This is a genomic window from Hymenobacter duratus (assembly GCF_014698995.1).
Classification (GTDB): domain Bacteria; phylum Bacteroidota; class Bacteroidia; order Cytophagales; family Hymenobacteraceae; genus Hymenobacter; species Hymenobacter duratus.
In genome coordinates this window covers 1,727,171-1,740,444 of sequence record NZ_JACWZZ010000001.1, presented here as the reverse complement: position 1 = coordinate 1,740,444, position 13,274 = coordinate 1,727,171, and the positions used below count along the sequence as shown (strand labels likewise).

Here is a 13,274-nt window from a genome sequence, read left to right as displayed (position 1 = left end):
CTGGCGGTAGAAAGCGGGCGAACTTCAACAGGAGTAGATTTGGACGGCACCACGCGGCCCCGCAGGAACCGGCACCCAACAAAAATGCCGCCAATTGGCGGCATTTCCTAGTTATCGGGCTTCTCTATGCGGTGGTGAGGCAAGGAACCAGCCAGGTGTGGGTCGTAGGTGATTCCGCCAAACAGGTAGAGCATCACAACCCGCGCGTAGCGGAACAACAGCGGCGTAAGGGCCACTACCACCGCTGCCACACTCGTCATATAGACCCACACGGGCGGATCGTGCGCAAGGTAGAACAGCAGGATTCCCGTGAGGAAGACAATAGCCGTAGAAAAACCGTAGCTGATGTACATGGCGCCCCAGTAGAAGCCTACTTCCGGCTCATAATGCTGCCCGCACACCGGGCAGCTTTCATACATAGCATCGAACTTCCTAAGGTGCAGGGCGGAATACCGGAACAGCGGGCCCCGATGACAACGGGGGCACTTCTGGGCCAGCATAGCCAGCAGCCCTGACCCAGTGGAGCCGGCCATTACTTGCGGGCCAGTTTCTTTGCCTTGGTGTTGCGGTACCAGAAGTAGCCTACCGCTCCTACCAGCAGGTAAGGAATAGCAGCCATGTACAGAATTCCTTTATTCAGACCGGAGAAATCGTAACCGTCCTTCTCGGAGCGGGCCGATTCTACCTGGGTTTTGCACATGGTGCATTGCGCCGCCGCCGTCTGAGGCGACAGGCTGAACAGAGCACCCAGCACGAGGGCAAACAACACAGTCAACAATGCCTTTTTCATACTTCTTCAACTCCGTTTGAAAGCGAATGGTTTGCGCATTCCCCCAATGAACAGGCGCTTTTTGAACCGTTATCTAGCTGTAGTAGGGTGAAATCATGAAATACACGATAACGCCCGTAATTGACACGTAGAGCCAGATAGGATACGTCCAGCGAGCAATACGACGGTGCTTCTGAAACTGCTCAGTAAGTGCGAAGTAAAGCGTGAACAGCACCAGCGCCACCGTAACGGCTGCCAGCAGGATGTGCGTAATCAGGATGAAGTAGTAAACCGTCTTGATCAGCCCTTCGCCGCCAAACTTCGTGCTGGGCACCTGTGAGTGATACGCCACGTAGGATACCAGAAATAAGGACCCCATCAGAAAAGCGGAGCCCATCATGGCGCGGTGCTTGGCTACATCCTTGCGCCGGATGAAGTAGTAGCCGGCCATCAGCAGCAGTGCAGTAAGCGAGTTGAGCACCGCATTTACGGCCGGCAAAGCCTTCACCTGTGCTCCTTCAATCCGGAACACATTGGGAAAGTAGTACAGGACGGCTACTGCAATGGGAATAACTGCGCCCAGTACAGCCGCCAGTACTTTGTATTTGGTGCTGCCAGGGACGGAGGCAGGACTATTCGTGTTCATAAGTGTACAACAGCACGTTGATTTCCGTCATCAGACGTTCAACGTCTTTAGGTTTCATTCCGTCATAGATGCCCCGCACACGATGTTCCCGGTCTACGAGGTACAGGTTCTGGCTGTGCACAATGCCAGGGCCGGCCCCAATAGGAGCATCAAGTCGAAACTCTTCCGTAGCTAACCGGTAAAGCGCGGTTTTGTCACCGGTCAGGAAAAACCATTTGCCGGCAATGGCGCCATACTGCTCGGCGTAGCGCTCCAGTACCGCTACGGAGTCGTGGGCCGGATCTACGGTATAGGATACCAGCTTCACGCGCGGCTCGTGCCGGAACTTTTCCTGTACCCGGGCCATCTGGCTATTCATGCGGGGGCAGGCACCAGGGCAGGTGGCGAAGAAGAAGTTGGCAACGTACACACCGCCGCCCACATCCTGCTGCGTAATCTCGCGGCCCGACTGTGAAGCAAACCGAAAATCAGCCAACTGGTGAAAAACAGTATCGCGCCGCCACTTTCCTTCCACCAGTGTCGAATCGACACGGTCGGGCAGGAAAGTGGGCAGCGCGTAACGGTTGGTGCCGAAAGTGTATAGAAACACGAAAGCCAGCACCGGGACCAACAGCATGAGGCCCAACAACAGGACGTGTTTGGGCCTCATGAAATTAGTTGAATACGTTCCAGAACGAGTTCTGATATGAACCCTCCGTAATCAGGGCGATGAGCAGCCATACGAGCAGCGCCATCGGAATGAGGATGGTCCAGATCAACGATTTCACTTCATGCTTCAGGTGCATGAATTCAGCCACAATGAAGAAGGCTTTGAAAATCGTGAGGATGATGAAGATGGCGTTGCGGAGCGTGCCCGGGTCCATCAGGAATACGAACACAAATTCGAGTGCCGTAATACCTACCAGCACGAAGAAGGTTTTCCAGATCCAGCCGGTATTCGGTTTTGGAATCTCGCCGGTATGCGTCGTATGCTCGGTGCCTACGTGATTAGCCATGGTACAGGAAGTAACTGAGTAGCGGGAGCAGGAAGCAGCGGCTTATTCAGCCGCGCCTAGTAGCTCTGCCACCCGTGGAATTATACGAGGTAGAAGAAGGTGAAAACGAACACCCACACAAGGTCTACGAAGTGCCAGTACAGGCCGATTTTCTCTACCATCTCGTAGTGGCCGCGCTTCTCAAACGTGCCGTTGGTAGTAGCAATGAAAGACCAGACCAGCAGGCAGACGCCGGAGAATACGTGTGTACCGTGGAAACCCGTGATAAAGAAGAACAGGTCTGCAAAAAGCACCGGGCCATATTGGTTGACCGCCAGGTTGGCGCCATACACGGTAGTACCGTCCAGCATTTTGGTACCTTCGTCGGTGCCGTGGATGAAGTGGCTCCATTCCCAAGCCTGTGAGCCGAGGAAAGTAGCCCCAAACAGAATCGTCCAGAGCAGCCATTTCTGCACATCCTTCTTGTCCATGCGGTGGCCGGCTTCTACGGCCAGTACCATCGTCACGGAGCTGAAGATAAGAATCATCGTCATCAAGGCCACAAAGCCCAGTGGCACACTCTGCCCATGCAGGCCCGGAAAACCGTCGAATACCTTGTCCGGAACGGGCCAGTATGCCGTCGAAAATTCGAAGACTTTGCCGGCAGCGGCATCAAAAGCCGGGTAGCGGTGACGGATCAGGCCGTACGTGGTCAGGAAGGCGGCGAACGTGAAAGCGTCCGACAACAGGAAGAACCACATCATCAGCTTGCCGTAGCTGGCCTTGAAGGGCTCATTGCCTCCGTCCCAGTTGCCGCTACGCGGCCGGTCAGCGGCGTCGGCAGAGGAGAGAGGCTGCGTCGTGGAAATGGTGGACATAAAGTGCGGGGTAAGACGAAACTAGTGGTTCAAAAGTAGGAACAAATACAGGTACAACCAAAGCGCGCCGAGGAAGTGCCAATAGATGGTGCAGTTGGCAATAGGCATCATTTGCCGCGAATGCACCTGATAGCGAAGTGTTTTCAGGTATGTTTTTGCGAGAAAAATCAGCCCGGTGATGAGGTGAAAACCGTGCACGCCCATCAATACATACACAAATGAGCCCGAAGGGTTGGCATCTACGCCCCCAAAATATGTCCGGCCAGCCACTAAATCGGCCCAAGAGAACCATTGTCCTACCAAAAAGGCGAGGCCCAGCAGCACAGTCAGGCCCATGGCCAGCTTCACGCGGCCCAACTCGTCGCGCTTAGCCGAGGCGTACGCCCACTGCATGGTCGCGCTGCTCAGCACAATAACGATGGTGTTGTAGAGCAGGCTGATTGGCAGGTCGAACTCGCGCCAGTTTCCTTCTTCACGGCGCACAATAAAGCCGCTGGTAAAGGCTGCAAACATCATAATGATGCTCACAATCATCAGAATCAGGAGCAGCCGCATAGGATGCAGGCCGGTACCGGGTTCTTTTTCTTCCAAAGTTTCTACGCTTTGCATAGGTTTCAGGCAATGGCCTATCAGTTGCGTAGTACGCAGCTGGTAGGACGGGTTACAATTTATCGAGAACTAAGGCTATCTGCACGATAGGCAGATACAGGAAAGAGCCAAACATGATGCGCATGGCAGCCTTCTTAGTGCAAGTGCGCATCAGGTAAAAAGTTTGCATCAGAAACAAAACGCCACACACTACCGCAATCAGAGCCGAAGTTTTACCTGCCATACCAAACTGTAGCGGCAGCAGGCTCAAGGGAATTAGAAGCAGGGTGTAGGTCATGATCTGAAAAGCGGTGCGCAGATCCTTGCGGCCCGGTGATGGCAGCATCTTGAAGCCGGCGGCCCGGTAGTCATCATCCAGAACCCACGCAATAGCCCAGAAGTGCGGAAACTGCCACATAAACTGGATTCCGAACAGAATCCAGCCGCCGGCACTTTCTGCGCCCACAAGGGCATTGGTGGCTGCCACCCAACCAATAAAGGGAGGCAAGCCACCCGGAATGGCGCCCACAAACACGCAGATTGGCGAAATCTGCTTAAGCGGGGTGTAGATGAAACCGTACAGAATCAGCGAAATCAGCGACAGTGCCGCGGCCAGTGGATTGAAGAAATAAGCCAGCATGGCTAGCCCTGCCCCTCCCAGCACCACTGCAAATACCCAGGCCTCGGATACGCTTAGAATACCCAATGGCAACGGCCGTTTGGCCGTACGCTTCATCAGCTTGTCCAGATCTATTTCGTAGATCTGGTTGATGGTGTTTGCGGAGCCGGTCACGGCCAGCCCTCCTACCATCACCAGCAATGCGCGTCCCCAGTCAAAAGCCTGAGCGCCCAGCAGGTAACCAATAGCGCTGGAAAAAGCTACGGTCAGTGCCAGCCGAAACTTGATTAACTGGAAATACGCCCTGGCTTTGGTCATTAGGAATAGAACAACACGGACGGCGGAAGGACTCCAAACCGGGCCGCAAAGTTACGCAACAACGCTCGTACTACCGGCCTGAAGCCCAGCTTTCGTCTGGCGCTTGTAGTGAATGATGGTCAGAAACTGAACGCCGAACAATACAGTAGCAACTGTCAGGTGCACGGGCTGCACGGCTGCGGGCAATGCGAAGTAGGCCAGCACCATTCCCGCTACTATTTCGAGGGCTAGCAGCACCAGCACAGCAGCGGCTAGCCGCTGCAGCTTGATGTTACGCGTCGAATACAGTTGGGAAGCAACGTAGAGGTTCAACAACAGCAGCACGATGGAGAATGACCGGTGTAAGTAGAACGTGCTACCTAGCTGCTCTACCCACCCCGCACGGTTTGCGTAGCTGGCAGCTGATGCCACTACATCAACCTGCTCCCGCACCTGGGTACCCAGCATAATCTGCCCAAACGTTAATAAAAGGGCAGCCCATAGCCAGAACGTTAGACTGACTTGAGGTGTACCCTCATTGGTTCCACTTGGCTGTTCTCTGGCCAGTTGCGAACGGTCTACGGCATAGATAAGCAGCGCCACAATAAGCAGCGCTAGCGCCATATGCACCGTCACCATTTCTGGAAGCAGGTTGGTGGAGACTACCAAGGACCCCAGCCAGCCCTGAAATCCGGTTAGCAGAAAGGATACAAACGTGAGCCAGAACACTACCGGGGCGCGACGCCAGTAAGGCAAGGCCAGCGCCACTGCCAGAAAGATGAACACGCCAATTAGTGCCCCAAGCAGCCGGTTGACATATTCAATCCAGGTTTTAGTAACGTTAAAATCAGTTTCGATGAACTGCGTAGGGTGCGCAAAAATCTGAGCGGCTACCTCTTCGAATCCAAGGCCACTCAGCGTTTTAGCAATGCGCTGGTTCTTCGCAACTCGCTGCTCGGTGTAGATTTCCTTGTAGTTGGCCGGGAGCTGGCTCACATCCGTAGGCGGCACCCAGGTTCCGAAGCACTTCGGCCAGTCTGGGCAGCCCATTCCGGAGCCTGTACTCCGCACAATACCCCCTACCAGGATCAGCAGATATACTGCCACGACGGTCAGGATACCAAAGAACCGGAAACGGCTTACAAAAGCAGGTTGAATCATAGATACTTGTTGCACGTGTTTCTGTGGCGCACTGACTTTAGAACGTCAGGCGGAGTAATGACAGCGCAGACTTTTAAGGGCACAGCAATACTCCTTTCAGGAGTTTCTATGGGCACACAATGAAAACGGGCCGCCGTATGTACAGCGGCCCGTTTCAGGGTTGTTGCCAGATGGCGGTTACTCCATTTCGCTCTCGTAAGGCAGATTCGAGGACTGCGTTTTCGAGAAAGGCACGTTCTGAGGAATGAAGTCCTCTTCAGCACCAGGCTTGCTGTAGTCGTATGGCCAACGATACACAGCTGGAATTTCGCCGGGCCAGTTGCCGTGGCCAGGGTGCAGCGGCGTAGTCCATTCCAGAGTCGTCGAGCGCCAAGGATTCTCGGTAGCGCGACGGCCGCGGAAGATGCTGTAGAAGAAGTTGAAGATGAATACAAACTGAGCGAAGAACGCCAGGATTGCAGCAATAGAGATGAATTTGTTCAGGTCAGCAAACTGGCTGAAGGAATCAAAGCCTGTCCAAGCGTAATAACGACGGGGGAAACCGGCAATACCTACGTAGTGCATTGGCATGAACACCAAGTACACTCCAATGAACGTCAACCAGAAGTGGATGTAACCGAGCTTCTCGTCCATCATACGACCGAACATTTTCGGGAACCAGTGATACACACCAGCAAACAGACCGAAGAAGGCCGAGCTACCCATTACCAAGTGGAAGTGAGCTACCACAAAGTACGTGTTGTGCATCTGGATATCGAGGGCCGCGTTGCCGAGAATAATACCCGTCAGACCACCCGAAATGAACAGCGACACAAAGCCAATCGAGAACAACATAGCGGTAGTGAACCGGATATTACCCCGCCACAAAGTAGCCAGCCAGTTGAACGTCTTTACGGCCGATGGCACGGCAATAATCAGCGTCAGGAACATGAACACCGAACCCAGGAAAGGATTCATGCCGGTCACGAACATATGGTGAGCCCATACAACGAATGACAGCAAGGAAATACCCAGCAGTGAGCCAATCATAGCACGGTAGCCAAAAATTGGCTTACGGGCATTGGTAGCCAGAATCTCCGATACCATACCCATAGCAGGCATAATAACGATGTATACTTCCGGGTGACCAAGGAACCAGAACAAATGCTGGAAAAGCACCGGCGAACCACCCGTGTGGTTCAAAGCCTGTCCGGCGATGTAGATATCCGAAAGGAAGAACGACGTTCCGAATGAACGGTCGAAGATCAGCAGCAAAGCAGCCGAGAAAAGTACCGGGAACGACAGCAGACCCAAAACAGCCGTCAGGAAGAAAGACCAAATGGTGAGCGGCAACTTGCTCATGCTCATACCGCGGGTACGCAGGTTGATTACGGTGGTGATGTAGTTAACACCACCCAGCAGCTGCGATACGATAAACAAGGCCATCGACACCAGCCACATCGTCATACCCATGCCCGAGCCGGGAATGGCTTGTGGCAAGGCGCTCAGTGGTGGGTAGATTGTCCAGCCTGCTGAAGCAGGGCCAGTTTCAATGAACATCGAGCTGAACATGATAATGCCCGATACAAAGAAGAACCAGTACGAGAGCATGTTCATGAAGCCCGAGGCCATGTCACGAGCTCCTACCTGTAGTGGAATCAGGAAGTTCGAGAACGTACCCGACAGGCCAGCAGTCAGCACAAAGAATACCATAATAGTACCGTGCATCGTCACCAGAGCCAGATAGAAATCAGGGCTGAGTTTGCCGGCTTCGATCCATTTGCCAAATACCGGCGTCAGCCATTCCATCGTGGCCTCCGGCCAGCCGAGCTGTAGACGGAACAAGCTGGAAAGGGTACCGCCCAGGATAGCCCAAAAAATACCCGTTATCAGGAATTGTTTGGCAATCACCTTGTGGTCCGTGCTGAACACATACTTGAACAGCCAGTGCTGGTCGTGGTGATGATCGTCGTGGTGCAGGTGCTCTTCGTGCGAGATGCCCGGCTCGGTTACCCCGACGCCGCCCTGCACTTGAGTGGAAAGATTAGCAGCCATAGAAAGCGTTGATTAACTGCGTTGAATTAGAGCGAAGCTTTGGTAGCGGGCGTCGCTACGGCAGCGGCAGCCTCTTTCACAACCAACTTTTCCTCTTTCTGTTTGAAAGAAGCTAATACATCTGGATTCTGCTCCGAGAACGACTTTTGCTGGGCATACCAAGCAACATAATCGTCTGGCTCATCCACTACGATGTTCAGTTTCATGGCGAAGTGGCCACGGCCGCAAATCTGGTTGCAGGCTAGCTCGTAGTTGAATTTTGGGTTGCCAAGCTGCGCACGCATCTCGTCCGTGGTTTTGGTAGGCGTGAACCAGAACTTGGTAGGCATACCTGGCACGGCGTACATCTGCACCCGGAAGTGCGGCATATACACCGCGTGCAACACGTCGCGCGAGCGGATCTTCAGGAGCACCGGATGCCCTTTGGGAACGTGGATTTCGCCGGCAATAAAGTCGTCGAGCCCGCTCTTGTCCGTCAGATCAAAGCCAAATTCGTTGGTAGCATCAATCAGCCGGTAGTTCACAACACCCAGCTTCTGGTCAGTACCGGGGTAGCGCACCAGCCAGTTGAACTGCTTGCCCATCACTTCCAATACGACCGAGTCTTTGGGAGCGGGACCAGTAATGCGGGTCCACTCTTTCCAGCCGGCAAATACCAGACCTGCCATTACGATGGCCGGAATCACCGTCCAGATGATTTCGATTTTGTTGTTGTGCGGGAAGAAGTAAGCCCGACGGCCTTCTTTGTGCTGATACTTATACGAGTACACAAACAGCGCAACCTGGGTCAGGACAAACACGATGCCGATGATAATCATCGTGGTCCAGAACATCCGCTCCGTTGCGTGGCCATGGACCGACGCAATAGGAGGATTCATTTTGTTGAAATTGTCGCCGAACGACCAGGCAAAGGCCGCACCACCGATGACCATGAATAGGATCATCAGCACCGCATTGACGCGGTTGCTCATCCCGAAGTCACGGGCAGAGCTGCCCGAGAAAATCGAGGTCAGGATCTGGAGGCGAAACAGCAAGCCGAAAACGACGAGCAGCAACACCAACACCAGCAGAATACCAAGAGCAGTCATTAGGTAAAGGAAGAGGTGAGATTTGAGAGGTCAGAAGTGAGAGATGGTTATACTGTTCAGTCTAACTTCTCACTTCTCAATACTCAGGTCTAAGATTAGGTGGTATGATGAACGCTCTCGTCGAGGAACGGGTGATGCAACGGCACCAGCGAAGCCTGGGCGAGGCGTTTGGTCATGAGTAGCAGGAAGCTACCCAGAAACACCAATGCAACGCCGAACTCAATGATGAACCCATTATTCTCCTGCATAGTTGCAGGCATGATCATCAAATAAAAGTCGAACCAGTGGCCAATGAGGATGGCAATGGTTACGATCTTAAGCATGATCATCTGACGCTTCGCATCACGCGTCATCAGCACCAAGAAGGGGAAGACGAAGTTGATGAGCAGGTTGAAGAAAAACAGCCATGTATACTGACCATTGAACCCGCCAAGACGCTGGTTGAAGTAGACTGCTTCTTCCGGCAGGTTGGCATACCAGATCAGCATAAACTGCGAGAACCATACGTAGGTCCAGAAAATGCTGAAGCCAAACATGAACTTACCCAGGTCGTGCAGATGGCCCGCCTGTACCCAGCGCAGATAGCCAGCCTGCTTCAGCAGAATAGTGCACAGCGTGGTGGCAGCAATGCCCGAAACCCACCACGAAGCGAATACATACCAGCCGAACATCGTCGAGAACCAGTGCGTGTCAATCGACATCACCCAATCCCAGGCCGAAATAGACGAGGATACTGCGTACAGCACGAGGAACAGAGCCGATACATTGATGCACTTGTGGAAGTACTCAGTACCGCCGTTCAGATCCTCAGCCAGCGACAGGTCGCGAAGTTTCTTGGTGAAGTAGGCCCAGATGCCGATGAAGACGATCATACGGCCCAGATAGAATCCCAGATTCAGGAAACCTGATTTACCGGCAATGAGGGCGTCGTAGTTAGCATTGCCCTTATCCATGATACCAGGCATTGTCCAATGGAAAATGTCGTGGTTGATGAGGCCGATGCAGAAGATAACTACCATCAGGATGCCACCGGGCACTACCCAGGCACTGAGAGCTTCGTTCACACGCTTAATCAGTACTGACCAGCCTGCATAGGCAACGTACTGAATAGCCATGAACACCGTACCGATGGTCGAGACACCCGTGAAGAACACGTTGTTGTGCCACAGGCTCACGATAAGGCGCTTGAGCCAGAGCGGGCTACCATGATGGCCAGTGCCTTCATGACCGGCACCAGCCGCGCCATGAGCAGCAGCTGCACCTTCATGATGCTCACCGCCGATGTTGAGGTAAGCGACGATTAATCCAACAACCAGCAGTAATACGCCAGCCAGAATAATCATCATGAATTTTTTACGAGTACCGGCTGAAACCTCCAGGTATTCCGCCGTAACGCCTTCATGTTGCGTCAGAGTTGCCATAGTGGATTAGTTAGCGGTTCCGTTACGTGCCTGGTCTCCTTGGCCCGGAGTTTCCGAAGCCTTATCTGCCTGCGCCTCTTGAACAGGCGCCTGCGTTTGTGTGTCAGTGGTTTGCGTAGAGTCAGCTGCAGTTACGCCAGCACTCGAAGCACCTTTTGCTTTCAGCAAGTCAGCAGCACCGTCCGGGCCTTTGCCTTCCTGCAGCACGCGCACGTACATGGCAATCTTCCAACGCTCTTCGGGGTTCACCTGCGAACCATGTGGCATCATGCGGCCTTTGCCCCATTGAATGACATGGTACACGTGGCCCTCGTTCATGGTTTTGTAAGCGCCTGCTGAGTAGTTCGGCACACCTTTGAACTTGATACCTACAGGGCCCTGGCCGTCGCCTTGCTCGCCATGGCAATGCTGGCAATTGCGCAGATACAGTGCTTTGCCTTCCTCCAGACTCTCCTTTGAGTAGGAATATGGATTGCGCAAGGTGGTTTCAGCGGTAGCTAAATCCTCTTTGGCTATGTGCGAGTAGTAGTTAGCTTTCCCACGAGCAACAGTACCCACTACCGGGGTGCGCTCATTGGTACCCATCGGGTTGATGGTATTGGCATTCACCTGACGCAGCGGATCGTACGGAATAGACTCGTACATCTCCGGCGCGTACTCAATGCCAGGATCATCGGCGCGGTTGCAGCCGGTGGTCAGCACCGAGGCAAACAGGATTGCCGACGCTTGCAGACCTAGTTTCAGCGAATGCGTCATTAGAATTTGGTCATTTCTTTTTCGTTCACCTCTGAGGCGCCATTGGCGCGCAACAGCTGCGTCAGATGGTTCAGGTCGGTCTTCTCGTTCAGCTCGATGGCCACTACAAACTTGTCATCAGTAGAGCGGACGTCCAACACGGGCGTTTTCCAGCGCGGATACAGCTTGCTGATGGTGTAGAAGGTAATCACCATGCCATGGCAGCAGAAGAATACCGTCAATTCGAAGGAAACCGGAATGAAGGCAGGTAGCGCAATGTGCGGCTTACCACCGATGATCATAGGCCAGTCGAAACCGAGGGTATAGATCTGCAGCCACAAAGCGAAGCTCAGACCGATAACCCCATAGAAGAAGGCTGCGATAGGCAGACGAGACCGTTCGATGCCAAGTGCATCGTCCATGCCGTGAATAGGGAACGGGGTGAAGACCTCGTAGATTTTCACGCCCGCCTCGCGGACGTTTTCAACGGCGTGCAGCAGCACGTCTTCGTCTTCGAAGATGCCGAGGGCGAAGCGCTTAGTCATGCTTATCGTAGTTTACGGGAGCCGAAGCCGGCACACCATGGGTGGCAGTTTGAGGAGTTGTGTGATGTGGATCATGGCCGGTATAGGTCGGGCCGTTATCTACCGTGTACTTCAGCACCGACTTCACTTCCGCCATGTTGATAACAGGGAAGAACTTGGCGAAGAGCAGGAACAGGGTGAAGAACAGACCCAGCGTACCAACATAGATGCCGATATCGATGATAGAAGGCGAGAACATTGCCCAGCTCGACGGCAGGTAGTCGCGGTGCAGCGAGGTTACGATAATCACGAAACGCTCGAACCACATCCCGATGTTCACGATGATGGATAGCACGAAGGTAGCCGGGATGCTGTAGCGGATACGACGGAACCACACCAGCTGGGGCGAAATAACGTTGCAGGTCATCATCGACCAGTAAGCCCACCAATAAGGACCGGTTGCGCGGTTGATGAAGGCGTACTGCTCGAACTCAACGCCCGAGTACCAGGCAATGAAGAACTCGGTGATGTAGGCTACCCCTACGATAGAGCCGGTTACCATCATGATTTTGTTCATGAGGGCAATGTGTTCCAGCGTGATGTAGTCCTCCAGTTTGAATACGACCCGCGTGATGAGCATCAGCGTGAGTACCATGGCGAAACCGGAGAAGATAGCTCCCGCTACGAAGTAGGGAGGGAAGATGGTAGTGTGCCAGCCCGGAACAACTGAGGTTGCAAAGTCCATCGATACGATGGTGTGTACCGAGAGTACCAGTGGCGTCGAAACGCCGGCCAGAATCAGCGAAACCGTTTCGTAGCGGCTCCAGTGCTTGGCCGAGCCTTTCCAGCCCATGCTCAGCAGCGAGTATGCTACTTTGGCAATCGGACCTTTAGCCCGGTCACGGATAGTGGCGAAATCAGGAACCAGACCTGTGTACCAGAACACCAGCGACACGGTGAAGTAAGTTGAGATGGCGAAAACGTCCCAGAGCAGCGGCGAGTTAAAGTTTACCCACAGCGAGCCAAACGTGTTTTGCAGGGGAAATACCCAGTAAGCCAACCACGGGCGGCCCATGTGCAGAACCGGGAACATGGCGGCGCAGATTACGGCAAAGATGGTCATTGCCTCTGCTGCGCGGTTAATGGAGGTCCGCCATTTCTGACGGAACAGCAGCAGAACTGCCGAAATCAGGGTGCCGGCGTGGCCGATACCTACCCACCATACGAAGTTGGTAATGTCCCAGGCCCAGCCTACGGTTTTGTTCAATCCCCATTCCCCGATACCGTACCAGAGGGTGCGGTAAACGGAGTAGAAGAAGACGCCAAGGAAAAAGAGGGCCACGGCCAGAGCGGCCATCCAACGGACGTTGGGAGCGGCCTCTACCTGGCGGCACACGTCTTGGGTGACGTCGTGGTACGTTTTCCCCCCGGTTACGAGCGGCTCCCGTACAGGCGATACGTGCTGCATAGTGTTTGGACTTAATGGAGTAGATGGGGAGGGCTACCAGATGGTGGACCAAGCGGCCCTCCCCTATGGCTC

General features: G+C 53.9%; 15 protein-coding genes. All 15 read right to left on the bottom strand.

Annotated features, from left to right (window positions below; translation table 11 throughout):
• Positions 1–107 precede the first annotated feature (107 nt).
• Complete coding sequence (locus tag IC231_RS07245; RefSeq protein ID WP_211538925.1) at positions 108–533, bottom strand: DUF983 domain-containing protein; 426 nt, start codon at positions 531–533, stop codon at positions 108–110.
• Complete coding sequence (locus IC231_RS07240; protein WP_190783816.1) at positions 533–790, bottom strand: hypothetical protein; 258 nt, start codon at positions 788–790, stop codon at positions 533–535. Before IC231_RS07240 ends, IC231_RS07245 begins: the two co-directional genes overlap by 1 nt.
• Before the next feature lie 73 nt (positions 791–863).
• Complete coding sequence (locus tag IC231_RS07235) at positions 864–1,415, bottom strand: DUF420 domain-containing protein (RefSeq protein ID WP_190783815.1); 552 nt, start codon at positions 1,413–1,415, stop codon at positions 864–866.
• A complete protein-coding gene (locus IC231_RS07230; RefSeq protein WP_190783814.1) occupies positions 1,402–2,064 on the bottom strand; it encodes an SCO family protein in 663 nt (220 codons plus the stop codon). The genes IC231_RS07235 and IC231_RS07230 overlap by 14 nt, the downstream gene beginning before the upstream one ends.
• 4 nt (positions 2,065–2,068) lie before the next feature.
• A complete protein-coding gene (locus IC231_RS07225; protein WP_190783813.1) occupies positions 2,069–2,410 on the bottom strand; it encodes a cytochrome C oxidase subunit IV family protein in 342 nt (113 codons plus the stop codon).
• An 80-nt stretch (positions 2,411–2,490) separates the two neighbouring features.
• On the bottom strand, positions 2,491–3,267 hold the full coding sequence (locus IC231_RS07220) for a cytochrome c oxidase subunit 3 (protein WP_190783812.1): 777 nt from the start codon (positions 3,265–3,267) through the stop codon (positions 2,491–2,493).
• A 21-nt stretch (positions 3,268–3,288) separates the two neighbouring features.
• Entirely contained in the window at positions 3,289–3,876 is a 588-nt protein-coding gene (locus IC231_RS07215) for a cytochrome c oxidase subunit 3 (protein WP_190783811.1), read from the bottom strand.
• A 52-nt stretch (positions 3,877–3,928) separates the two neighbouring features.
• Positions 3,929–4,792 carry a heme o synthase gene (cyoE, locus tag IC231_RS07210; RefSeq protein WP_190783810.1) on the bottom strand — a complete coding sequence of 288 codons (864 nt, stop codon included), beginning with the start codon at positions 4,790–4,792 and terminating at the stop codon, positions 3,929–3,931.
• Positions 4,793–4,843: 51 nt separating this feature from the next.
• On the bottom strand, positions 4,844–5,932 hold the full coding sequence (locus IC231_RS07205; protein ID WP_190783809.1) for a COX15/CtaA family protein: 1,089 nt from the start codon (positions 5,930–5,932) through the stop codon (positions 4,844–4,846).
• Between the two features lie 177 nt (positions 5,933–6,109).
• Positions 6,110–7,966, bottom strand: coding sequence for a cytochrome c oxidase subunit I (locus IC231_RS07200; protein ID WP_185889147.1), 1,857 nt, complete (start codon positions 7,964–7,966; stop codon positions 6,110–6,112).
• Between the two features lie 26 nt (positions 7,967–7,992).
• Positions 7,993–9,054, bottom strand: a complete 1,062-nt coding sequence (locus IC231_RS07195; RefSeq protein ID WP_190783808.1) for a cytochrome c oxidase subunit II — start codon at positions 9,052–9,054, stop codon at positions 7,993–7,995.
• Positions 9,055–9,149: 95 nt separating this feature from the next.
• Complete coding sequence (locus tag IC231_RS07190; protein WP_211538923.1) at positions 9,150–10,475, bottom strand: hypothetical protein; 1,326 nt, start codon at positions 10,473–10,475, stop codon at positions 9,150–9,152.
• A 6-nt stretch (positions 10,476–10,481) separates the two neighbouring features.
• Positions 10,482–11,231, bottom strand: a complete 750-nt coding sequence (locus IC231_RS07185) for a c-type cytochrome (RefSeq protein ID WP_190783807.1) — start codon at positions 11,229–11,231, stop codon at positions 10,482–10,484.
• A complete protein-coding gene (locus IC231_RS07180) occupies positions 11,231–11,755 on the bottom strand; it encodes a DUF3341 domain-containing protein (protein WP_190783806.1) in 525 nt (174 codons plus the stop codon). Before IC231_RS07180 ends, IC231_RS07185 begins: the two co-directional genes overlap by 1 nt.
• Positions 11,748–13,202 carry an NrfD/PsrC family molybdoenzyme membrane anchor subunit gene (gene nrfD, locus IC231_RS07175; RefSeq protein ID WP_211538921.1) on the bottom strand — a complete coding sequence of 485 codons (1,455 nt, stop codon included), beginning with the start codon at positions 13,200–13,202 and terminating at the stop codon, positions 11,748–11,750. The genes IC231_RS07180 and nrfD overlap by 8 nt, the downstream gene beginning before the upstream one ends.
• Positions 13,203–13,274 lie beyond the last annotated feature (72 nt).